The 22,771-nt window shown below is 71.4% G+C and carries 20 protein-coding genes and 1 tRNA gene; 3 read left to right on the forward strand and 18 right to left on the reverse strand.

Translation table 11 applies throughout. The features are described from left to right. Positions 1-63: 63 nt before the first annotated feature. Positions 64-136 (reverse strand) — tRNA-Ala (locus AB0C28_RS13345). Positions 137-265: 129 nt separating this feature from the next. Then, positions 266-1,762: a von Willebrand factor type A domain-containing protein gene (locus tag AB0C28_RS13350; RefSeq protein WP_357843338.1), complete on the reverse strand. Its 1,497-nt coding sequence runs from the start codon at positions 1,760-1,762 to the stop codon at positions 266-268. A 223-nt stretch (positions 1,763-1,985) separates the two neighbouring features. On the opposite strand from AB0C28_RS13350, the gene AB0C28_RS13355 reads away from it, so the two are divergent. Next, positions 1,986-3,656: an asparagine synthase-related protein gene (locus tag AB0C28_RS13355; RefSeq protein WP_358074285.1), complete on the forward strand. Its 1,671-nt coding sequence runs from the start codon at positions 1,986-1,988 to the stop codon at positions 3,654-3,656. On the opposite strand, the gene AB0C28_RS13360 is transcribed toward AB0C28_RS13355, so the two are convergent. The 5 genes from AB0C28_RS13360 to AB0C28_RS13380 all read right to left on the reverse strand — a co-directional run bounded on the left by AB0C28_RS13360 (position 3,625) and on the right by AB0C28_RS13380 (position 7,577). After that, complete coding sequence (locus AB0C28_RS13360) at positions 3,625-4,170, reverse strand: TIGR03086 family metal-binding protein (protein WP_358074288.1); 546 nt, start codon at positions 4,168-4,170, stop codon at positions 3,625-3,627. The two genes, AB0C28_RS13355 and AB0C28_RS13360, sit on opposite strands and share 32 nt — an antisense overlap. Beyond that, the gene (locus AB0C28_RS13365; protein WP_358074291.1) at positions 4,167-4,679 is read right to left on the reverse strand and encodes an isoprenylcysteine carboxylmethyltransferase family protein; all 513 of its coding nucleotides are present in this window, start codon (positions 4,677-4,679) and stop codon (positions 4,167-4,169) included. The genes AB0C28_RS13360 and AB0C28_RS13365 overlap by 4 nt, the downstream gene beginning before the upstream one ends. After that, on the reverse strand, positions 4,676-5,695 hold the full coding sequence (locus AB0C28_RS13370) for a 3-oxoacyl-[acyl-carrier-protein] synthase III C-terminal domain-containing protein (protein WP_358074294.1): 1,020 nt from the start codon (positions 5,693-5,695) through the stop codon (positions 4,676-4,678). The genes AB0C28_RS13365 and AB0C28_RS13370 overlap by 4 nt, the downstream gene beginning before the upstream one ends. A gap of 110 nt (positions 5,696-5,805) precedes the next feature. Further along, positions 5,806-6,912 (reverse strand): class I SAM-dependent methyltransferase, encoded by a 1,107-nt coding sequence (locus AB0C28_RS13375; protein WP_358074297.1) that lies wholly within the window; start codon positions 6,910-6,912, stop codon positions 5,806-5,808. Between the two features lie 26 nt (positions 6,913-6,938). After that, positions 6,939-7,577, reverse strand: a complete 639-nt coding sequence (locus tag AB0C28_RS13380; RefSeq protein WP_357843321.1) for a TetR/AcrR family transcriptional regulator — start codon at positions 7,575-7,577, stop codon at positions 6,939-6,941. Positions 7,578-7,599: 22 nt separating this feature from the next. Here AB0C28_RS13380 and AB0C28_RS13385 point away from each other — a divergent pair, with 22 nt between their 5' ends. Both AB0C28_RS13385 and AB0C28_RS13390 read left to right on the forward strand, forming a co-directional pair. After that, positions 7,600-8,970, forward strand: a complete 1,371-nt coding sequence (locus AB0C28_RS13385; RefSeq protein ID WP_358074300.1) for an MFS transporter — start codon at positions 7,600-7,602, stop codon at positions 8,968-8,970. Positions 8,971-8,975: 5 nt separating this feature from the next. Continuing rightward, the gene (locus tag AB0C28_RS13390; protein WP_358074303.1) at positions 8,976-9,758 is read left to right on the forward strand and encodes a DUF2071 domain-containing protein; all 783 of its coding nucleotides are present in this window, start codon (positions 8,976-8,978) and stop codon (positions 9,756-9,758) included. Here AB0C28_RS13390 and AB0C28_RS13395 read toward each other — a convergent pair. From AB0C28_RS13395 to chvE, 11 genes are all read right to left on the reverse strand, one after another. After that, positions 9,725-11,236, reverse strand: coding sequence for an FAD-binding oxidoreductase (locus AB0C28_RS13395; RefSeq protein ID WP_357843312.1), 1,512 nt, complete (start codon positions 11,234-11,236; stop codon positions 9,725-9,727). The genes AB0C28_RS13390 and AB0C28_RS13395 overlap by 34 nt on opposite strands. Before the next feature lie 31 nt (positions 11,237-11,267). Then, the gene (locus tag AB0C28_RS13400) at positions 11,268-11,660 is read right to left on the reverse strand and encodes a DUF3224 domain-containing protein (protein ID WP_357843309.1); all 393 of its coding nucleotides are present in this window, start codon (positions 11,658-11,660) and stop codon (positions 11,268-11,270) included. Positions 11,661-11,695: 35 nt separating this feature from the next. Next, on the reverse strand, positions 11,696-12,478 hold the full coding sequence (locus tag AB0C28_RS13405; RefSeq protein ID WP_358074306.1) for an LLM class flavin-dependent oxidoreductase: 783 nt from the start codon (positions 12,476-12,478) through the stop codon (positions 11,696-11,698). Between the two features lie 91 nt (positions 12,479-12,569). After that, on the reverse strand, positions 12,570-13,778 hold the full coding sequence (locus AB0C28_RS13410) for an FAD-binding protein (protein ID WP_357843303.1): 1,209 nt from the start codon (positions 13,776-13,778) through the stop codon (positions 12,570-12,572). 60 nt (positions 13,779-13,838) lie between these two features. Beyond that, a complete protein-coding gene (gene araA, locus AB0C28_RS13415) occupies positions 13,839-15,305 on the reverse strand; it encodes an L-arabinose isomerase (RefSeq protein WP_358074309.1) in 1,467 nt (488 codons plus the stop codon). Next, positions 15,302-15,949: an L-ribulose-5-phosphate 4-epimerase gene (locus AB0C28_RS13420; RefSeq protein WP_357845251.1), complete on the reverse strand. Its 648-nt coding sequence runs from the start codon at positions 15,947-15,949 to the stop codon at positions 15,302-15,304. Before AB0C28_RS13420 ends, araA begins: the two co-directional genes overlap by 4 nt. Positions 15,950-15,951: 2 nt before the next feature. After that, the gene (gene araB / locus AB0C28_RS13425; RefSeq protein WP_358074432.1) at positions 15,952-17,571 is read right to left on the reverse strand and encodes a ribulokinase; all 1,620 of its coding nucleotides are present in this window, start codon (positions 17,569-17,571) and stop codon (positions 15,952-15,954) included. Between the two features lie 51 nt (positions 17,572-17,622). Continuing rightward, positions 17,623-18,639, reverse strand: a complete 1,017-nt coding sequence (locus AB0C28_RS13430; protein ID WP_358074312.1) for a LacI family DNA-binding transcriptional regulator — start codon at positions 18,637-18,639, stop codon at positions 17,623-17,625. Between the two features lie 51 nt (positions 18,640-18,690). Then, on the reverse strand, positions 18,691-19,950 hold the full coding sequence (gene mmsB / locus AB0C28_RS13435; RefSeq protein ID WP_357843295.1) for a multiple monosaccharide ABC transporter permease: 1,260 nt from the start codon (positions 19,948-19,950) through the stop codon (positions 18,691-18,693). Between the two features lie 5 nt (positions 19,951-19,955). Further along, positions 19,956-21,485, reverse strand: coding sequence for a multiple monosaccharide ABC transporter ATP-binding protein (mmsA, locus tag AB0C28_RS13440; RefSeq protein ID WP_358074315.1), 1,530 nt, complete (start codon positions 21,483-21,485; stop codon positions 19,956-19,958). Between the two features lie 57 nt (positions 21,486-21,542). Continuing rightward, positions 21,543-22,652 (reverse strand): multiple monosaccharide ABC transporter substrate-binding protein, encoded by a 1,110-nt coding sequence (chvE, locus tag AB0C28_RS13445; RefSeq protein WP_357843289.1) that lies wholly within the window; start codon positions 22,650-22,652, stop codon positions 21,543-21,545. Between the last annotated feature and the right edge of the window lie 119 nt (positions 22,653-22,771).

A 22,771-nucleotide genomic window follows, 5' to 3' on the forward strand; every position in this document is an offset into this window, starting at 1 on the left:
TCCGTCCTGACTCCGGACACACGAAAGGCCGCCCCCGATCGCGGGAGCGGCCTTCGCCGAGAGTGGAGCTATGGGGATTCGAACCCCAGACCTCCTCCATGCCATGGAGGCGCGCTACCAACTGCGCCATAGCCCCTCGTGCCAGTCAAAAGTGTAGCCGACTCCGGGACTTCCGGCGCACACTCGCCGATCGGGCCGGCGGCCGGCACAGGGAGGCAGACAGGGAGGCAGACAGGGAGGCCCGGTCCGGGCCGCCCCGCCGGTGTCAGCGGATCGACTTCGCCCGGTCGATCAGCGTGGCCAGCTCCGACACCATCGGGTCCTCCGAGGTGGCGGCCAGCCGGGTGGCGTGCTCGCCGAGCGAGCCCAGGTCCATGCCGAACGCCTCCTTGTCGCGCATGTAGCCGGCGAACGCGGCCACCACCACGTCGACCTGCAGCCGTACCGGCGCCTTGTCCCAGACGGAGGCGGCCAGGTCGCCGGAGCGCAGGGACTCGCTCGTCTCGGACGCTGCCCTGGTGTCGGGGTCCTGCCAGCGCACGGTGGCCTGGGCGAGCTGGCCGTCGGCGCCGGGCTTGAGCTTGAGCGCGTACAGGGCGGTGACGGAGTGGCCGGGGCCGATCTCGCCGCCGTCGCGGCTGTCGTCGCGGAACTCCTCGGCCGACAGCGCCCGGTTCTCGTAGCCGACGAGCCGGTAGCTCTCCACCACGGACTGGTTGAAGACCACCTGGGCCTTCGCGTCGCGCGCCCGCAGCTCGATGGTGGCGGGCAGCTGGGTGGTGAAGATCTTCTCGGCCTCCTCCTCGGAGCTGACGTACACGGCCATGCCGTCGCCGTTGTCGGCGAGCTGCTCCATCAGCTCGTCGCCGTACTCCCTGCCGACGCCGACGGTCAGCAGCGTGACCTGCTTGCCCGCGTGCTCCTTGACCCGGTCGAGGAGGGCCTGCCACTGGGTGCTGCCCTGGTTGGCCAGGCCGTCGGACAGCACGATGACCCGGTTGGTGGCGGCGGGCCTGAACGCCTTGGAGGCCTCCTGGTAGCCGGTGACCAGGCCGGCCTCCAGGTTGGTGCCGCCGGCGACGGTGAGCTCGTTCACCGCCCGGCGCAGTTCGTCCCTGGCGGTCAGCGGCGTCATCGAGGCCAGCACGCTCGCCTCGTCGCTGAAGGAGACGATCGAGACCTGGTCGCCGGGCGCGAGCTGGTCGAGCAGCTTCTGCAGGGCGGACTTGACCAGGTCGAGCCGGCCGGCCTCGGCCATCGAGCCGGACACGTCCACCACGAACGTGAGGTTGGCGGGCCGCCGCTCGGCCGCCTGGCTGGCGCGGGTCTGCAGGCCGACCCGCATGACGGCCTCGTCGCGCGCGGGCAGCCTGGCGCCGTCCACGTGCACGGTGAATCCGTCGTCCGGCGGCTGCGCGTAGTCCTGCCTGAAGGCGTTGACCCATTCCTCGGGGCGGATCTCGGCCGGCGCGGGCCAGCGTCCCTCCTTGAGGGTGCGGCGGGCGTAGCCGTACGAGGCGGTGTCCACGTCGAGGGCGAACGTGGAGATCTGCGCCGCGGTCGTGTCCTGCTCGCCGTCCTCGCGCGCGGCCTGTTCGTCCTGCTGCTTCGGCGAGGCGCTGGGCACGGCGGGGCGACGCTGCCTCTCGTCCTCTTGCACGGGAGCGGCCGCTCCGCTGGTGCCGCTCTCACCGCCGCCGCAGGCCGCCAGACCGAGCAGGGCGACGAGGCCGACACCGACGATCAATGGGCGAAATCTCATTTCAACCACCTCCGAGTCGTACGACGGAATGTGGTTCGAGGCGGCCGGGTCGGTGACATAAGCGAGTACAAACCGCGATCAATGCGTGATCAGTTGTAACAAATGTGGCAATTGGGATAAATATCTACATGTGCGTGTTTATCTCGGCTTGGCCGCGAAACGGGGGGAAATCCCCGCCAGTGCCCTGGACCGGGTTCGTTCACTGATCGAATCCGCTTTTCCGGTGCCGCCCGAGGTCATCCGCGGGCGTGAATGGCACGGCCGCGGCGTCTCCCTGTTCGCCTGGACCAACGAGCCGGACGACTCCCGGCAGCCGCCGCTGCTCACCGAGCACGACGGCCGGATCATCGGGCTGAACGGCCACCTGGCCGACCCCGCCGACGTGACCCGGCTGCCCGACGACTCGGCGGGCGGCTGCTTCTCGGCCTGGATCGCCCGCGACGGCGAGCTGTCGGCGAGCACCGCGATCAACCGGGTCTGTCCCGTCTTCCACACCGAGACCCCCGACCTGCACGTGGCCGGCAGCCGGGCCCTGCTCGTGCACCTGGCGGCCCGGGACGACGACCGGGTGGAGCACGACGTGCTCGCCCTCCAGACGATGGTCAGGCAGGGGTTCTTCCTGTCGGACGAGACGCCGTACAAGGGGGTCTCGGCGCTGCGGCCGAGCTCACGCCTGCTGGTACGGGACGGCGCCCGCACCGTCACCGAGACCCCGCTGCCGCAGGCGGCGCCCATGCCCACCTCGGCGCGGCGCAAGCGGGCGGCGATCGGCGAGCTGGCCGAGGCGCTGCTGGCCACCGTCGAGCCGCTGCGCGACCTGGGCGAGCCGGTGAACCTGGCGCTGACCGGCGGGCGCGACACCCGGGTGCTGGCGGCGCTGCTGCACGCGGCGCGGGTGCCGTTCCGGGTGACGACCAACGGGCTCGACACGCATCCCGACGTGATCATCGCGCGCATGATCGCGGCCAGGCTGGGCGTGGAGCACACGGTCATCGCCCCGCCGCAGACCGCCGCGAAGGACGCGGTGCTGGTGGAGCATCCGCTGAGCCGGGCCTGGGAGACGCTGCGCACGTGTGAGGGGATGACCTCGGCGTACGAGACGATCGTCAGCTATCTCCCCTACTCCGGCAAGCCCACCATGTCGGGGCAGAGCGGCGAGACTCTGCGGGCCGGCAGCCTGAACCTGCTCCAGACCGACCTCGGTGACAAGGCGCTGCGGCGGCGCATCGAGACGACCTTCGGCAAGGACGCCAAGCTCTTCACCGCCGAGGCCAACGAGCACGCCCGCGAGCTCGCCCGGCCGTGGCTGGCGCGTACGGACCGGCTGGAGGCCCTTGATCACCTTTACATCTGGTACAAGGTCGGCCGCTGGCAGGCCAGCGCGCGGGCGGGTTCGCTGCGGCGTGGTGATCCGGTGCGGCCGTTCCTGGACAATCGGGTGGTACGCGCGGCGCTGAGCCTTGATCAAAGCTGGCGACTCTCCGAAGAAGTGATTTATACCCTCATATTGCGGCTAGCCCCGAAATTGCGGGATGTGCCGATCGAGGGAAAGCCGTGGCGCTTCGCCGCGAACCAGACTCCCTCACTGTTCAGGAGACGCCTGCCCGAGCACCTGCCCACCGCCAGGACCGCGGGCGGGTGGAGCTGGCGGACCAGCCCCGGCCCCGCGCTCACGGACCTGCTGCGCGAGCAGGTGCTCGGCAGCCTCGACGCGCTCGCGCCGATCGTGAACCCCGACGAGGTGCGCGCGCTGTTCGCCGCCCCCGTCGTGGCCAAACCCGCCCTGGCCTGGCATCTCTACACGGTCAGCACGCTGCTGACCGGCCTTTATCCGGGCAAGCAGCCCGAGGGCCTGCCGCGGATCACGGTCTCCAGGCCGGATCCCGGCCGATGAGGCCCAGGAAACGATCCAGCGGGGGTGCGTCGTCCGGCACCGCCACCTCCGCGCCGAAGGCACCGCGCTCGCGGCCCGTGGGCGCCATCCGCGCGGAGAAGGCGAGCAGCACGCCGGCCGTCTCCTCGTCCACCTCGTAGGGCAGGCCGGTCGCCCGGGACAGGTCCCAGCCGTGCGCGACGAGGTCGGTCAGCGCCATGTTCGCGAGCGCGACCTTCGGCAGCCCGCCCATGGCCTCGCTCGTGCCCTCCCAGGCTTCGGGGCGCTCGTAGACGGCCAGCATGCGCTCGACCCGCTCGGGGAAGTCCCCGGTGTACTCCTTCGGCGGCGTGAACGGGCCGCCCACCACGACGGACTCGAACAGGGAGGCGCCCCACTCCAAGTGGTTGAGCAGCTCCTTGACGTCGTACTCCGCGCAGGGTGTGGGCAGTCCCAGGTGCTCGTCGCCGACCTTCTGTACGAGTGCGGAGGTGCGGTCGGCCGCCTGTCTCATGAGGGGGAGGATCTCGGTCATGGTGCCCAGCCTGCCAGAGCCGCGTTCTCCACGCGGATCCGTACCGTGAGCAGCGCCGCGTTCGCCGCCGTGAACGCGAGCGCGGTCAGCCAGGCGGAGTGCACCAGCGGCAGCGCGATCCCCTCCGCGACCACGGCCACGTAGTTGGGATGCCGCAGCCACCGGTACGGCCCTCGGCGCACCAGCGGCAGCCCCGGCACCACGACCACGCGCGTGTTCCACCGCCGGCCCAGCGTGCCGATGCACCACCAGCGCAGGCCCTGGGCGAGCACGACGACGGCGAGCATGGGCCAGCCGAGCGCGGGCACGAAGGGGCGTCCGAGCAGCCACACCTCGGCCGGGGCGGCGATCACCAGCGCCACGTGGGCCAGGACGATCCAGGGATAGTGCCCACCGCCGTGCTCGACACCGCCGCGCGCCAGAGCCCAGGCCAGGTTGCGCCGGGCCACGACCAGCTCGGCCAGCCGTTCGAGCACGACCGCGCCGATCAGCAGCAGGTAGGCCGTCACCAGTGCAGCAGGAGCAGTTCGGCGGAGAACCCTGGCCCCAGCGCCATCAGCAGGGCGGGGGTGCCGGGCCGGCCGCGCGTCTCCTGGAGGACGTGGAGCACCGAGACCGAGGACAGGTTGCCGTGCTCGCGCAGCGAGCGCCAGGTGACGTCCAGGGCCTTGGGCTCCAGGTTCAGCGTCTGGAGGATCTTGTCGATGACCTTCGGGCCGCCGGGGTGACAGACCCAGCTCGCGACCTGCTCGGGGGTCAGGCCGTAGTCGGCCAGGAACGCCTTGATGTCGGCGGCCAGCACCTGCTCGACGAAGTCGGTCAGGTCCGCGTCGAGCACGATGCGGAAGCCGTGATCGCCCACTTCCCAGCCCATGAGGTGCTCGGTGCCGGGATAGAGGCGGCTGCGGGTGGCCACGACCTCGGGGCCGCGCCCGCGCCCCGTCGCCACCACGGCCGCCGCGCCGTCGCCGAACAGGCCGCTGGCGACCAGGTTGGCGATCGAGGTGTCGTCGCGCTGGACCGTCAGCGAGCACAGCTCCACGCACACCAGCACCGCGACGTGGTCGGGCCAGCCGCGCAGGTAGTCGTGCAGGCGGGCCAGCCCGGACGCGCCCGCCGCGCAGCCCAGCCCGAAGACCGGCAGCCGTTTCACGTCGGGCCGCAGCCCCATCCGCTGGGCCAGCCTGGCGTCGAGCGAGGGCGTGGCCAGACCGGTGGTGGAGCAGAACAGCAGATGATCAACCTTTTCCGGGGATATGTCCGCCTTGCGCAGCGCGCCCGCCATGGCCTGCTCGCCGAGTTCCAGGGCCAGCTCGACGTAGGTGTCGTTGGCCCGGCCGAACGAGTCGAGCTTGGCGTAGTCGGCCAGCGGCAGCACCAGGTTGCGGCCCTTCACCCCGGTGGCCGTGTGGAAGCGCCGCAGCAGGTCCTCGTCACAGCTGGTCAGCCGGGAGAACGCCTCGGTGATCTCCGCCTGCTCATAGCGGTGATCAGGCAGAACGGTCTGTACTCCCGAGATATGCATACACCTCTCCTGCCGCTGAGAGGGCCCGGCTAACCTGCGCGCGCCGCTGCCGGCCCCTCGCGGTCGGACCACCATGACGCAAGCGCCGAGCGGCCCGAAGGCGCCGCTGCTCAGCGGGTGAGCCGCCAGAGCGAGGTCACCTCGGCGGCGCGGGCCGCGTGCAGCGGGTCGGCCACGTCGGCCGGCCGGTTGTGGCGCGGGGCGACGTCGAGGCGGGCGGCCACCCGCAGCCCCGCCCGGTCGAACTCCGCCAGCAGCTCCGCCCGGGTGCGCAGCCCGAGGTGCTCGGCCAGGTCGGACAGGATCAGCCAGCCCTCCCCCGCCGGCTCCAGGTGCTCGGCCAGCCCGCCCAGGAAGCCGCGCAACATCCGCCCGCCGGGGTCGTAGACGGCGTGGTCGAGGGGCGAGGCGGGCTTGGCGGGCAGCCAGGGCGGGTTGCACACGACGAGCGGTGCCCGCCCCGGCGGGAACAGGTCGGCCCGCACGACCTCCACCTGATCGGCGAGTCCCAGGCGGGCGACGTTGTCACCGGCGCACTCGACGGCGCGGGGGTCGAGGTCGGTGGCCACGACGTGGCGGACGCCGCGCCCGGCCAGCACGGCCGCCAGCACGCCGGTGCCGGTGCCGACGTCGAAGGCCAGCCGATCGTCCGCCGGCAGCGGTGCCTGGGCGACCAGATCGACGTATTCGCCCCTGATCGGGGAGAAGACCCCGTGGTGGGGGTGGATGCGGGCGCCCAGCGCGGGAACGGGCACGCCCTTCCTGCGCCACTCGTGCGCGCCGATCAGCCCGAGCAGCTCACGGAGTTGCCCGGCTCCTGGCGGGGCGTCGGGGCCGTACACCTCGGCGCAGGCCGCGCGCACGTCGGGCGCCCTGCGCAGCGGAATGACATTGCCTTCGGCGTAGGGGACGAGCAGCATGCCGAGCGTGCGGGCGCGCTGGGACCTGGCCTGGCGGTGGGCGTGGAAGCCGCCGGCGGGATCGACCGGCTTGCAGCGCCGGCCCATGGCGCTGAGCAGCCGGCGGGCGTTGTGGAAGTCGCCGCGCCACAGCAGCGCGGTGCCCTCGCAGGCCAGCCGGTACGCGGTGGCGGCCGGCATCCGGTCGTCGGCCACGACGACGCGCGCGGGAGGGGCCACCCCCGACGCCGTACGCCAGACCGCCGACCGTTCCTGCCCTGCCTCGCTCCACCGGATCATGGCAACCGACCGTTTCACGGGCCGCGCCTTCGCGGCCACCTCTTTTACGGTAGGAGCCCCACGGCCAGCGCGCGAACGCCCTTGGCGTACGTGTCGCGGGCGGTCAGCTCCTCCCACCGGCTCCCCACCTGGCCCAGCCGCGGGAACCGCCCGGCGTCGATCTCGGTGAACACCCGCTCCCTGTAGATGCTCCCGCCCTGCTCGCGCCGCTCGCGCGCGGCCGCCCGCCCGCCGATCTCGCCGCTGGTGTAGTGCCAGACGATCCGGTACACGTCCACCGCGTCCTCGATCGTCAGCCCCCCGCGTACCGCCGCGTCGATGATCTGCTCCGGATACCACAGCGCCCCGACCGCGAACAGGTCGTCGGCCCGCAGCACGTCCACCGCCCACGGGTGGCGGGCCAGCGCGTCGCGCATGGCCGTGGCCGCGGTCACCAGCCGCTCGCGCGGGTCGTCGGGCAGCTCGGGCCTGGGCGTGGCGGCGGCGTAGTCGTCGAGCAGCAGCAGGAGCAGCTCGTCCTTGTCGCGGACGTGGTGGTAGATCGCCATCGCCGTGGTGCCGAGCTCTCTGGCCAGCCGGCGCATGGTCAGTGCGCCCACCCCGTCCGTCTCGATCACCCGCAGCGCGGCGGCCACGATCTCGGCCCTGGTGATCTTCGGCGGTCGTCCCGTTCGCGTCGGCATCCTGTCATGCTACTTTCTATACATGTATAAAAACTCCTGGGTCGTGGCGGTCCTCGCGTTCGCGGTGGCCGTGGGCTCCCTCCAGATGACCGTGGTCGTGCCGCTGCTGCCGGGTCTCGAACGGCAGTGGGGGCTCTCCTCCACCACCGCCTCATGGGCGCTCACCGCCGGGCTGCTGTCCGGGGCGGTGTCCATCCCGCTGCTGTCGCGGCTCGGCGACATGTACGGCAGGCGCGCCGTCTCGCTGGTCGCCCTCGGCCTGCTCGTCGTGGGGTCGGTGCTCAGCGCCGTGGCCGGCACGCTGCCCCCGCTCATCGCCGGCCGGGTGCTCCAGGGCGCCGCCGCGCCCCTGCTCGCCCTGGCCATCGGCCTGGTCAGGCAGATCGTGCCCGCGCACCGCCTGCCGGGCGCCATCGGCGTGCTCAGCTCGACCATCGGCGTCGGCAGCGGCGGTGGCGTCATCCTGGCGGGGCTGGTCGGCGGCGACCATCGTGCGGTGTTCTGGCTGCTGACCGGGCTCGGGCTGCTGAGCTTCGCCCTGGTCGCGGCCGTGGTGCGGGAGGAGCCGGCGCGCGGGGCCGGGCGGCCGGACCTGGCGGGGGCGGCGCTGGTCACGGTGTGGCTGGTCTGCCTGCTGCTCGCGATCAGCAAGGGCGCGGACTGGGGCTGGACGTCGCCGCTGACGCTCGGCCTGTTCGGCGCGGCCGCGCCGGTCGCCGCCGTCTGGGTGGTGACGGCCCGGCGCACGGCGGCGCCGCTGATCGAGATCCCCATGCTGCTGCACCGGGGGACGGTGGGGGCGACCGTGGCGTCGTTCCTGCTGGGGTTCGCCCTGTTCGCGCTGCTCACCACGGTCTCGGCGCTGGCCCAGGGCGCGCTCGGGGCCTCGGTGTTGCAGGTCGGGATCTACCTGCTGCCGACGACGGTGCTGATGCTCGTGGTCTCGTTGCTGGCGGGGCCCCTGATGCGCCGGTTCACCGCCTCCGCCCTCGTCGCGGGCGGCTCGGCGCTGGTGACGGCCGCCGCGCTGTGGCTGGCGCTGTCCGGCCCCTCCAGCCCCGCCCTGTACGGCGCCGCGACCGTACTCGGCGTGGGCATGGGCCTCGGCTACGCGGCGCTCGGCACGATGGCCGTCGAGCACGTGGAGCCCGCCAAGACCGCGGCGGCCGGCGGCGTGAACGCCCTGGTCAGGGTGGTGGGCGGCAGCGTGGCAGGAGCCGTGGGCGCGGTGATCCTGTCGAGCGGCGGGACCGGCTGGAGCTTCGCCGTCGCGGCGGCGGCGGCCCTGCTGGCGGCCGTCTTCGCCGCCGGCTACGGACGCCTCGCCATGACCGACCGGCAGCGCCCCGAGAACAGACAGGCGCGCGAGCGGCCCCGGCGGGTCGTACGGTGACCTTCATGACCTTCGCCGGCACCCCCCGACCGCGCCCGCGCTGGTACCACGCGGTCACCGACCTCGACGACTTCGCCATCGTCAGCTACCGGGTCGACGCCGCCGCCCTGGCCGCGCACCTGCCCAACGGGTTCGCCCCGATGGAGATGACCTTCGCGGACGGCCCCGGCGCGCTGGTCTCGGCCGTGGCCTTCACCGACCGCGACTTCCACTTCCGCTTCCTGCCCCAGGTGGGCATCGACTGCGGGCAGATCAACTACCGGGCCTACGTCACGGCGTTCGGCAGGCCAGGCGTCTGGTTCTTCGGCACGGCGCTCGACCATCCCGTCGTGGCGATCCCCCAGCATCTGTGGGGCATGCCGTGGCGGCGCGACCGCATCCACGTCGAGGCCAACTGGGACGCCGCGCCCGCCCGGTGGGAGTTGCGGGCCGGCGACGCCCGCTGCGTGGCGACCGAATCGCCGGAACCGGGTTTGCTCGACGGGTTCGACGGCGAGCAGGACTGGCTCGAACGGCTCACCCACCCCACCCTGGGCTGGTACCGGCGCAGGGACGGGCTGGTCGGCACCTACAGCATCTGGCACCCGGTGATGCGGCCCCGCCACCTGACGGCGACGGAGGCCAGGTTCCCCGTCTTCGAGCGGCTCGGCCTGATCACCGAGGCGAGCCGCCCCCACTCGGTGCTGGCCCAGCCCAGCCTGCGGTTCGACATCCACACCCCGCCGCGCCGCTTCCGCCCTCGGATCAGCGCCCGTCAGATCAGCACCCCCGGGTTCAGCACCCCCTGAGGGTCGAGCGCGGTCTTGGCCGCCTTGAGCGCCAGCGCGAACGGGTCGGGCCGCTGCCGGTCGTAGAAGGGCCGGTGGTCGCGGCCCACGGCGTGGTGGTGGGTGATCGTGCCGCCCATGCGCAGCACGGTCTCCGAGACGCGCCGCTTGAGGTCGTCCCACTGCTCCAGCTCGGCGCCCTTCTCGGCGGGCACGATGATCGTGTAGTACGGCGCGGGCCCGTCGGGGTAGGCGAAGGCCAGCCGGCAGGTCGTCGTCCCGGCCTCGCCCTCCGCCATGACGGCCTCGTGCAGGGCGGGGAAGCGGTCCCAGGTGACCGCCGTCTCGACGGTCTCGGCGATCACGCCCAGGCCCGGATAGGCATTGCGCAGGTACGGCATGCGGGTGAAGGCCCCCTTCCACACCTGGTCCTGGCCCTGTTCCTGGCGGGCGGCCCCGGCCACGCCGCCGTGCCACGAGACGATCTCCAGCGCCCGCGACATCCAGGCGTCCACGGGATGCACGGCCGACTCGAACCCGACGATGAGCAGGGCGTGCCGTCCGTCGCCGCCGGAGGCCAGCGCGGCCTCGCGGGGGTCGAGCAGCCGGCAGTTGGCGGGGTGCAGGCCCGACTGGGCGAGGTCGTGCACGGCCGCCACCCCCGCCTCCCACTCGGCGAAGCGCACCGGCACCGAGACCTTGTGCACCGGCCGCCGGTGGACGCGGACCCAGGCGCGGGTGATCACGCCCAGCGCGCCCTCCGAACCGAGCAGCCAGCGGTCGGGCGACGGGCCAGCGCCCGAGCCGGGCAGCCGGCGCGACTCCCACATCCCGGCGGGCGTGCTGGCCCTGATGGACTCGACCAGGTCGTCGATGTGGGTGTGCAGGGTGGCGAAGTGGCCGCCGGCCCTGGTCGCGATCCAGCCGCCCAGCGTGGAGAACTCGTACGACTGCGGGAAGAAGCGCAGTTGCAGCCCGTCGGGCAGCCCCGCGTTGATCTCCGGCCCCGTCGCGCCCGCCTCCACCAGGGCCGCCTGGGAGTCGCGGTCCACCTCCAGGACCCGGTTCATCCGGCCGAGGTCCAGGCAGAGCGACGGGCCGTCGAAGCGCGCCTCGACACCGCCCACGACGCTCGTGCCGCCGCCCCTGGGCACGACCGCCACGCCCTGGTCACTGGCCCATTCCAGGACCCGCGCGATCTCGTCCTCGTCGCGCGGCAGCGCCACCAGGTCGGGGGCGTTGGCGAAGTCGCCCCGGTAGGCGCGGATCAGGTCGCGGTAGGCCTGACCGTAGGTGCGCACGGCCCGCTCGTACGGGTCGCTCGTGCAGAACGGCGGCGCCGGCACCCGCGAGGCGGGCACGAGCGCCGGCGAGAACGGCACGGGAGGCTCCCACGCGGCCGGTTCGCCGAGACCCGTGTGCTCGGTGAACAGCCGGGCGATCTCCCGTAATTCGGGCTCGGCGGGCTCAGGCCCCCATGCCCAGTGACTCTTCGGCATACGACGATTGTCGTCCCTGGGCGGCCGCGCGTCACAGGGTGTAGTCGAAGGTGTAGGAGTGACCTCCGTCGGGGGCGATGACGATGCCCATCTCCCCTCTGAGCCCCGTCAGCTCCCCCGTCGCCGAGTCGGCGACCACCCGGATCCGCAGCGACTGCTCTCCCTCGTCGGCCGTGGCGTCGTGCTGGACGACGAAGCTGCCCGTGCGCCCGTCGAGGGTCCCTTCGATCCGCTCGATCGCCACGTAGGAGCGCGACTCCGCCACCGGGGTGGTGGCGATCAGCATGGTGACGACGCTGGTGCCGGTCAGGTCGCCGTGCCAGGTCTTGTCCAGGGTCACGAGCCCGAGGGTGACGCCGTCGCGGTCGTCGAAGGGCGGCTGGGGCGTCCAGTTGGCGGTGTCGAAGGTTCCCTTTGCGGTCATGGGGCCAGCGTGACAGGCATACCTGTCAGGCCGTGTCAGGTACCGGCGAGCCGTTCCACGACGGGCGCGAACTCCTCCATGAACTGGGCGTTCACCGAGATGTAAGAGATGCCCAGCCGGTCCCTGCGGCGGCGCAGCGTGTCGGCCATCTCCTCGAGGGTGCCGGTGAGGATCCCGGTGCCGGTGCGGCCGAACCGGCGCAGCGCCCACTCGGGCGGCGCGGCCCCCGCGCAGGCCAGGTTCATGCCGAGCTCCAGGTCGTGGAAGCGGTCGCCGGCCAGTTCGTACAGCTCGTCCAGCTTGGCCGCGACCTGCTCCTCGGTGTACTGCGGCGGCACGCCGAGCGCGACCGTGTCGGCCTTGCGCGCGGCCAGCCGCAGCAGCCTGGTGCCGGACGCGGCCACCAGGATCGGCACGTCCTTGACGGCGTCGATGGTCTCGGCGACCCGCGAGACGCGCTGCCCCGGGGTGCCGAAGCGCACGCCCAGCGTGGCCGCGTCGCGCTCGGCGTCGGGCCGCCCGGCGCCGAGGCCCAGCTCGAACCGGCCGCCGGTGAGCGTGTGCAGGGTGGCGCACTCCCACGCCACGGCCGCGGGCGTGCGGTTGGCCACGCTCAGCACGTACGTGCCGACGCGCAGGGTCGTCGTGGCCGTGGCGGCGACGGCCGCGGCCGTGAACGGCGACAGCGTGCCCAGCGTGTCGGGCACCAGCAGGGTCGCGTAGCCGAGGCTCTCGGCCCGGCGGGCCAGGCCGGTCCACGCGCCGGCGTCGGGGGCTTGTCCGGCGACCGCGCCGAACCTGAAGGGGTGATCGGTCATGCCCTTCACGATCGCCGACGAGCGGGCCCGGCACATCGTCCCGGGGACCGGTGAGCCGGTACGTCAGGGGGAGCAAGCCCCAGGCCGCGCCCTACTCCCCCAGCAGTACCCGGGTGAACTCGCTGCCGAACTTGCCCGCCGGGTCGAGGCGGCGCACCAGATCGCGGAAGCCCTCGGGGCACTCGGGCCAGCGGGTGAACAGCTTGCCCCAGTGCGGCCGCGGGTCGAACGGCGCCAGCGTCCGCTCCACCAGGTCCAGCACCGGCAGCACGGCGGGGACGTCCTTGACCCAGGTGAAGTGGATAGCCACGCTGTCGCGGCCCCTGAAGGGGCTGAGCCACAGGTCGTCGGCGGCGATCGTGCGGATCTCGGAGATCTGCAGCACCGGCCGGATGCGATCGCCGATCGCCCACAGCTCGCGCAGCGCCTTGACCGCGTGCTCCCTGGGCAGCAGCAGCTCGGACTGCAGTTCGTCGCCGGCGCCGCTGGGCGGGAAGTCGGCGCGGAAGTGCGGCAGCCGCTCGTACCAGGCACCTGGCACGCCCAGCTGCGCGGTGCAGCTGTCGGCGGGCATGTCCGGGAGCGGGTGCTGGGGGGCCTCGGCCGGGGTGGTGCCGTACCAGTCGGGGTCGGTCAGCTCGTCCTCGCGCTTCAGCCAGACGCGGGTGTCGCGGAAGTCGGTGAAGAGGCTGACGCTGTAGCCGCTCGACATGATCGCCTCGAACTCGCCCAGGGCGTCGGCGGGCAGGCCCACGCGGACGTACTGGCGCAGGTCGAAGGCGGGCACCAGGTCGAGCGTGAGCGACGTGACGACGCCGAGCGCGCCCACGGCCACCACCGCGCCGGCGAAGTCGGCGTCCTCGCGGGTGAGCGACAGCGTCGAGCCGTCGGCGGTGACCAGGTCGATCCCGGACACTGCGGCGGCCAGGCCGGGGATGGACGGGCCCGAGCCGTGCGTGCCGGTCGCGACGGAGCCGGCCACGGAGATGTGCGGCAGCGAGGCCATGTTCGCCAGCGCGAAACCGGCCTCGTGCAGCAGCGGCGCGAGCCGCGCGTACGTCATGCGCGCCCCGACCCGCACCTTGGCCGCCGCGCCGTCGATCTCCGCCAGGTCCGGCATCCGGTCGAGCACCACGAGGTCGCCGGTGGTGTCGGCGACGTGGTTGAAGGAGTGTCCGCTCCCCAGCGCCCGCACCCGGGAACTGGCGGAGACGAGCCGCTGGAGCTCGTCGAGCGAGGTCGGATGGTGGACGTCTCGTGCCTGAAAAGTGGTGTTTCCTGCCCAGTTCGTCAGCGTCACGGCCTTACCATCCCACACCATCGCCCGCCCGGTCCGCCCAGGGGCGGACCGGGGGCGATCCTAGAAGCCCTGCGCCAGCCGGTAGTACGCCTGGTTCCAGCGCAGCTCCTTGGCGAAGCGCTCGGTCGTGGTGGCCGAGTCGATGACCACCAGCTCCACGCCCAGCATGTCGGCCAGGTCGGTCAGCTCGTCCCGGCCGACGGCCTTGGACAGCACCGTGTGGTGCGGGGCCCCGGCGGTCAGCCACGACTCGGTGGAGGTGCGCAGGTTGGGACGCGGACGCCACACCGCGCGGGCCACCGGCAGCTTGGGCAGCGGCTGCGGCGGCGTCACCACGTCGATCTCGTTGGCGACGAGCCGGAACCGGTCGCCCATGTCGGCCAGGCCGACCACGATGCCGGGGCCCGGCTCGGCGTCGAACACGAGCCTGACCGGGTCCTCCCTGCCGCCGATGCCGAGGGGGTGGATCTCGCAGGACGGCGTGCCGGACGCGATCGACGGACACACCTCCAGCATGTGGGCGCCGAGGATGAGCTCCTGGCCCGGCGTCATGTCGTAGGTGTAGTCCTCCATGAAGGAGGTGCCGCCGGCAGCCCCGGATTCAGGCATCGCCTTCAGAGTGCGCAGCAGCACCGAGGTCTTCCAGTCGCCCTCGCCGCCGAAGCCGTAGCCGTCGGACATGAGCCGCTGCACGGCCAGGCCGGGCAGCTGGCGCAGGCCGCCGAGGTCCTCGAAGTTCGTGGTGAACGCCTTGAAGCCGCCCTCCTCCAGGAAGGCGCGCAGGCCCAGCTCGATCCTGGCCGCGTAACGCAGCGAGTCGTTGCGCTCGCCGAGCAGCTCGGGGGTCACGGTGTACTGCTCGGCATATTCCTTGACCAGCGCCGTCACGTCGGCGTCCGAGGCCGCGTCCACCACCTCGACCAGGTCGTTGACGCCGTAGGTGTTGACCGAGACGCCGAAGCGCAGCTGCGCCTCCACCTTGTCGCCCTCGGTGACCGCCACGTCGCGCATGTTGTCGCCGAAGCGGGCCAGCTTGAGCGTGCGCACCTCGGCCAGGCCCTTGGCGGCGCGCAGCCAGGTCAGGATACGCGCGCCCACGGCCGGATCGCTCACGTGCCCGGCCACGGTCTTGCGCGGCACGCCGAGCCTGGTCTGGATGTGCCCGAACTCGCGGTCGCCGTGCGCGGCCTGGTTCAGGTTCATGAAGTCCATGTCGATGGTGGCCCACGGCAGCTCGACGTTGGCCTGCGTGTGCAGGTGCAGCAGCGGCTTGCGCAGCGCGTCGAGCCCGGCGATCCACATCTTGGCCGGGGAGAAGGTGTGCATCCACGCGATCACGCCGGCGCACTCGTCGTCCGCGTTGGCTTCGAGCATGATCCGCCGGATGGCCGCGGCGTCGGTCAGGACGGGCTTCCACTCCACCGGCATGGGCAGCTGCTCGGCGATGCGCCGCGACTGCTCGGCCACCTGGCGCAGCGTGTCCTCGCCGTACAGTCCCTGGCTGCCGGTCAGAAACCAGATGTTCAACGCGGGCTCCTCTGTCCGTAGACGTTCTGATAGCGGTCGTACAGGCGGTCGATGTCATCCTGCGGGATGGGCAGCGGCTCGCCGAGTTGGCGGGCCACGTGCACCGTACGCGCCACGTCCTCGCACATCACGGCGGCCTTGACCGCGGCCCTGGCGTCCTTGCCGATGCTGAACACCCCGTGGTTGCGCATCAGCACGGCCTTGGAGCGGTGGCCCTTGAGCGTCTCGACGATGCCCTGCCCGATCGAGTCGTCGCCGATGAGGGCGAAGGGCCCGATCGGGATCTCGCCGCCGAACTCGTCGGCCATCGCGGTCAGCACGCACGGGATGGCCTCGCCGCGGGCGGCCCAGGCCGAGGCGTAGGTGGAGTGGGTGTGCACGACGCCGCCCACGTCCGGCATGTTGCGGTAGACGTAGGCGTGCGCGGCGGTGTCGCTGGACGGGGAGTGCTCGCCCTCCACCAGGTTGCCGTCGAGGTCGCACACGACCATGTTCCGCGGCGTCAGCTCGTCGTAGGAGACGCCCGACGGCTTGATGACGAACAGGTCCTCGCCGGGGATCCGCCCGGAGACGTTGCCCGCCGTCCAGGCCACCAGGTTGTAGCGGACCAGCTCCGCGTGCAGGCCGGCGACGATCTCTCTCATGGTCATGACGTGTGTGCCTCGTTCCTGATCGCGCGCAGCGCGTGCAGCATCTGTCCGTCTCCGAAGAAGTCGTGGAGCCTGCGGTACTCGGCGTAGAGCCGGTCGTAGGCGTCGGCGCGGGCCTCGTCCGGCACGTACGCGTTCTCGGTGCGCTTGCCCATCGCCGCGGCGGCCTCCTCGATGGAGGCGTAGGCCCCGGCGGCCACGGCGGCGTGGATGGCCGAGCCGAGCGCGGGCCCCTGGTCGGAGCCGATGACCGACAGCGGGCGGCGCAGCACGTCGGCGTAGACCTGCATGAGGAAGGGGTTCTTCAGCAGCCCGCCGGCGACGACGAACTCCTCGACCGGCACGCCCGACTTCTCGAACGTCTCCACGATCATGCGGGCGCCGTACGCGGTGGACTCGATGAGCGCCCGGTAGACGTCCTCCGGCCTGGTCTGCAGGGTCTGGCCGACGATCACGCCGGACAGGTTGTGGTCGACCAGCACCGAGCGGTTGCCGCCGAACCAGTCGAGCGCGACCAGGCCGTGCCCGCCCACGGGCTGCTTCTCGGCCAGCTCGGTGAGCCGCTCGTGGCCGTCGGTGCCGAAGTTGTCCACGTACCAGGCGAAGATGTCGCCGACCGCGGACTGCCCGGCCTCGTAGCCCCACAGGCCCGGCACGATGCCGTCGCGGACCACGCCGCACATGCCGGGCACCTCGGCGAGCTGGTCGCTGGGCATGATGTGGCAGGTGGAGGTGCCCATGATGGCCACCATCTGGCCGGGCCTGACGGCGTCCGCGGCGGCGGCCGTGACGTGCGCGTCCACGTTGCCGACGGCCACGGCGACGCCCTCGGGCAGGCCGGTCCAGGCGGCCGCCCGCGCGGTCAGGCGCCCGGCCAGGCCGCCGAGCGCGGCCAGCCGGACGCCGCCTGCGTCGTCGCCGACCTGGCCGGTGGCCAGCTTGCCGACGAAACCGGCGAAACCGGGGTTCAGCTCGGCCAGGAACTCCTCCGACGGGTAGCTCCCGTCCTGGAAGACGCCCTTGTAGCCGACGGTGCAGATGTTGCGGCTCTCGACGCCGGTGAGCTGCCAGATGATCCAGTCGGCGGCCTCGATCCAGCGCTCGGCCCTGGCGTACACCTCGGGGGCCTCCTCCAGGAGCTGCAGGCCCTTGGCGAACTCCCACTCGGAGGAGATCTTGCCGCCGTAGCGGGGCAGCCAGCTCTCGCCCCTGCGCGCGGCCAGCTCGTTGATCCGGTCGGCGTGCGGCTGGGCGGCGTGGTGCTTCCACAGCTTGGGCCAGGCGTGCGGCTCGCCCGGCGTCTCGTCGCTCAGCGGCGTGCCGTCGGCCCTGGTCGGCATGACGGTGCAGGCGGTGAAGTCGGTGCCGATGCCGACCACCTCCTCGGGCCGCACACCCGCGGCGGCGACCGCCTCGGGGACGGCGGTCCGCAGCACCTCGATCCAGTCCTGGGGAGACTGCAGCGCCCAGTCGGGGCCGAGCCGCTCGCCGGTCGGGAGCGTCTGCTCCATGACGCGGTGCGCGTACTCGTGCACGGCGCTGCCCAGCTCGGCGCCGTCGCTCACGCGGACGACCACGGCCCGCCCTGAGAGCGTGCCGAAGTCCACTCCGACCACGTAGGTGTTAGCGTTCACATTGAACTCCAGGGTTTTCCGGGGGCATGCCCATCATCTACTGACCGCAGCGGTGCTCGACCGCACCACGAAGCTGGGCCGCACGACCAGCCGCTCGTACGCGGTGGCCCCCACGTCGATCTGCCGCAGCAGCACCTCGATGCAGTGCCGGCCCACCACGTCGAAATCCTGCCTGACCGTGGTCAGCGGCGGCGAGAAGAACTCCGACTCGGGGATGTCGTCGAAACCGACCACGCTGATCCGACCGGGAACGGGCACGCCCTTCTCCGACAGGGCGCGCAGCACGCCCAGCGCCATCTGGTCGTTGGCCGCGAAGACGGCCGTGACGCCGTCCATCGCGGCCAGGCTCATGCCGGCCTCGTAACCGGCCCGCGGGCTCCAGTCGCCGGCCAGCGGCTCGGGCACCGGCCGGCCCGCCTCCATCAGCGCCGAGCGCCAGCCCTCCAGCCTGCCCTCGGTCTCCAGCCAGTCGGCCGGGCCGCTGACGTGCCAGACCGTCTCGTGGCCCTGGTCGAGCAGGTGCCGGGTGGCCAGCCTGGCGCCCTCCATCTGATCGATGCACACCACGGACACGTCGGCCCGGTGCGTGCCCTCGACCGCCACGGCCGGCATGCCGACGGGCAGGTTCTCCAGGGCGCGCCCGGCCGAGCGCTGCGGCGCGACGACCACCACGCCGTCCACCCCCTGCTCGGCGAGGTAGTCGATGGCGTCGCGCACGTTGTCGGTGTCGAGCGATTTCAGGCTGACGATGCTGACGAAGTAGCCCGCGGTCCTGGCCGCCTGCTCGATGCCGTAGATGGTGCTGGCGGGGCCGTACAGCGTGGTGTCGAAGCTGACCACGCCGAGCGTCCTCGAGCGCTTGGTGACCAGGGCGCGGGCGACGAGATTGCGCCGGTAGCCCAGCCGGGAGATCGCCGCCTCCACCCTGGCGCGGGTGTCGGCCCTGACGTTCGGGTGGTCGTTGAGCACCCGGGAGACCGTCTGATGCGACACGCCCGCCTCCTTGGCCACGTCGGCCATGACCGGCAGGCGGCGCTTGGGGGTCGTCACGGTCTCTCCTTTCGCTGGAGCTCCCGATCACCGGGGCTTCCGGGATCTTACCTAGCGGGCGGCGCCTGCCCTGCGCTTGGTCCACACGTCGAACGCGACCGCCGCCAGCAGCACCGCGCCCTTGACGAGCATGACCCGCTCGCTGGGGGAGCCGATCAGGGACATGCCGTTGTTGATGACCGCCATGATCAGACCACCGGTGATGGCGCCCACGACCTTGCCGACGCCGCCCTGCACAGCCGCGCCGCCGATGAAGGCCGCCGCGATGGCGTCCAGCTCGAACGCGTTGCCCGCCGTCGGGCCCGCCTGGTTGAGCCGGCCGGCGAAGATGATGCCGGCGATGGCCGACAGCACGCCCATGTTCACGAAGATCCAGAAGACCACCGACTTGACCTTCACGCCGGACATGACCGCCGCCTGGAGGTTGCCGCCGATGGCGTAGATCTGCCGGCCGAAGACCGTGCGGTTGGCCATCAGCGAGTACGCCAGCACGAGGATCGCCAGCAGCACCAGCACCCACGGCAGGTTCTTGAACCGGGCCAGCTGCACGACCAGGAAGAGGATCAGCGCCGCGCCGGCCGCCATCTTCAGCACGAACAGCGCCATCGGCTCGACCGTCTGGCCGTAACCCTTGCGGGCGCCCCTGGTGCGCCACTGCGCCGCGACCATGCCGGCGATGGCGACGACGCCGATCAGCAGGCTGAACAGGTCGGCGCCGCCGAGCGGGCCGAGGCCGATGTTGCCGAGATAGCCGTCGGTGAAGCCGTTGGCCAGCGTACGGACCTGGTCGGGGAACGGGCCGATGCCCTGGTTGCCCAGGACGGTGAGGGTCAGCGCGCGGAACAGCAGCATGCCGGCCAGCGTCACGATGAAGGCCGGGATGCCGAAGTAGGCGATCCAGTAGCCCTGCCAGGCCCCGATCAGGGCGCCGGCCACCAGCGTGGCGAGCAGGGCCAGCGGCCACGGCCAGCCCATGTTCACCATGAGCACCGCGGCCAGCGCTCCCGTGACCGCCACCACCGAGCCGACCGACAGGTCGATGTGCCCGGCGATGATGATCAGGATCATCCCGATCGCGAGGATCAGAACGTAGGAGTTCTGGACGATGATGTTCGAGATGTTCTGCGGCGTGAGCAGCGCGCCGTCCGTCAGCACCGAGAACAGCACGATGATCAGCGCGAAGGCGATGTAGATGCCGCTGGATCGCAGGTTGAGCGAGATGCCGCCCAGAGACACCCGGCCCGGCTGCCGCGGCCCTCCCCCGTCGCCCGTGGTGCCGACCGCGACGTCGGCGGGCGTGATGCTGCTCATCGAAGCTACTCCTGTCCCTTGGTCATGAGATGCATGAGGCTTTCCTGGGTGGCCTCCTGGCGGGGCACCTCGCCGGTGATGCGACCTTCCGAGAGCGTGTAGATGCGGTCGCACAGGCCGAGCAGCTCAGGCAGCTCAGAGGAGATCACCAGTACGGCCTTGCCCTGGTCGGCCAGCCGGTTGATGATCGTGTAGATCTCGTACTTGGCCCCGACGTCGATGCCGCGCGTGGGCTCGTCGAGGATGAGGACGTCCGGCTCGGTCAGGATCCACTTCGACAGCACGACCTTCTGCTGGTTGCCGCCGCTCAGCTTGCCCACGATGCTGTCCACGCCGGGGGCCTTGATGTTCATGCTCTTGTGGAACTGCTCGGCGACCCGGTATTCCTCGTTCTCGTTGACCCAGCCGCGCTTGGACAGGCCGGTGAGCCCGGCCGCGCTGATGTTGCGCTTGATGTCCTCGATGAGGTTGAGCCCGTAGCGCTTGCGGTCCTCGGTGGCGTAGGCGATGCCGTGCCTGATCGCGTCCTGGACGTTGCGGACCTCGATCGGCTTGCCGTCCTTGAAGAGCTTGCCGGTGATGTGCACGCCCCACGTCCGGCCGAAGACGCTCATGGCCAGCTCGGTGCGCCCGGCGCCCATCAATCCCGCCAGCCCGACGATCTCGCCGCGCCGCAGCGTGAGCGAGGCGTTGTCGACGACCTTGCGGCCGGGCTGGCTCGGGCTGTAGACCGTCCAGTCCTCGATCCGCAGCGCCTCGTCGCCGATGGTCGGCTCGTGCGGCGGGAAACGGTTGTCGAGGGCGCGGCCGACCATGCCGGAGATGATGCGGTCCTCCGTGACGTGGTCGCCGGCCATGTCCAGCGTCTCGATCGTGCGGCCGTCACGGATGATCGTGACGGAGTCGGCGATGGCGATCACCTCGTTGAGCTTGTGCGAGATGATCACGCAGGTGATGCCCTCGTCACGCAGCCCGCGCAGCAGGTCGAGCAGGTGCGCCGAGTCGTCGTCGTTGAGCGCGGCCGTCGGCTCGTCGAGGATGAGCAGCCGCACCTCCTTCGACAGCGCCTTGGCGATCTCGACGAGCTGCTGCTTGCCCACGCCGATGTCGGCGATCGTGGTCGTCGGGTTCTCCTGCAGCCCGACCCGCTTCATCAGCGCGGCGGCCTCGAAGTTGGTGCGGTTCCAGTCGATGACACCGCGCTTGGCGCGCTCGTTGCCGAGGAAGATGTTCTCCGCGATCGACAGCTGCGGGCTCAGCGCCAGCTCCTGGTGGATGATGACGATGCCGGCGTGCTCGCTGTCGCGGATGCCGCCGAACTCGCAGCGGTTGCCCTCGAAGAAGATCTCGCCCTCGTAGTCGCCGTGCGGGTAGACCCCGGACAGCACCTTCATCAGCGTCGACTTGCCGGCGCCGTTCTCGCCGCAGATGGCGTGGATCTCACCGCGCCGGACCGACAGGTTGACGTCCTGCAGCGCCTTGACGCCGGGGAACGTCTTCGTGATCCCGCTCATCCGCAAGATGTGCTCGGTCATATGCCCCTCGCTCAGGGAGAACCCCGGGAACGCGGTCTGCGTCCCCGGGGCGGGCCCTTACTTGAGCTGGTCCTCGGTGTAGTAGTTGCCGCCGATGATGACGTCCTTGTAGTTGCTCTTGTCGACGATCACCGGGTCGAGCAGGTACGAGGGGACGACCTTGTTGCCGTTCTCGTAGTCCTTGGTGTTGTTCACCTCGGGCTGGCCGCCCTTGAGCACGGCGTCGGCCATCTTCACCGTCTGCTCGGCGAGCTTGCGGGTGTCCTTGAAGATGGTGGAGTACTGCTCGTCGGAAATGATCGACTTCACCGACTGCAGCTCGGCGTCCTGGCCGGTCACGATCGGGTACGGCTTGCCGTAGCCGGAGCTCTTCAGCGCCGACAGGATGCCGATGGACAGGCCGTCGTACGGCGACAGCACGCCGTCGACCTTGGTGCTGCCCGTGTAGGTCTTGGTGATGATGTCCTCCATGCGCTTCTGCGCCGTGGCGGGGTCCCACCGGAGGATGGCGGCCTGCTTGAAGTCGGTCTGGCCGCTCTTGATCACCAGGGTGCCGTCGTCGATCTTCGGCTGGAGCACCGACATGGCGCCGTTCCAGAAGAAGGTGGCGTTGTTGTCGTCGGGCGAGCCGCCGAACAGCTCGACGTTGAACGGGCCCTTCTTGCCGTCCTCGACGCCGAGACCCTTGAGCAGCGAGCTGGCCTGCTGCACGCCGACCTTGAAGTTGTCGAAGGTGGCGTAGTAGTCGACGTTCGGGCTGTTGCGGATCAGCCGGTCGTAGGCGATGACCGGGATCTTGGCGTCGGCGGCCTGCTGGAGCTGGGAGGTGATCGCGGTGCCGTCGATCGAGGCGATGATCAGGAGCTTGGCGCCCTTGGTGATCTGGTTCTCGATCTGGTTGGCCTGCGTCGGGATGTCGTTCTCGGCGTACTGGAGGTCGACCTGGTAGCCGAGCTGCTCCAGCTGCTTCTTGACGTTGTCGCCGTCGTGGATCCAGCGCTCGGAGGACTTGGTGGGCATCGTGACGCCGATCAGAGCCCCCGCGTTGCCGGCGGCGGCCGAGGTGGAGGCCTCGGCGTCCACGGTCTTGGTGCTGGAGCCACAGGCCGTCATGGTCGCGGCGAGCGCGATGGCGGACACCACGCCCCCGATCCGTCCCAACCTCATGTGCATCCCTTTCCATGGGGGTCGCGGCGGCGCTGGACGTGGCGCCTGCCGGTATAGCGAAGGATTTTCGATCACAGAACGTGACGAATCAGAACAAAGTTCACACCTGGTTCAGGCTG

This window comes from Nonomuraea sp. NPDC048892, from assembly GCF_040649735.1.
Taxonomy (GTDB): Bacteria; Actinomycetota; Actinomycetes; order Streptosporangiales; family Streptosporangiaceae; genus Nonomuraea; species Nonomuraea maheshkhaliensis.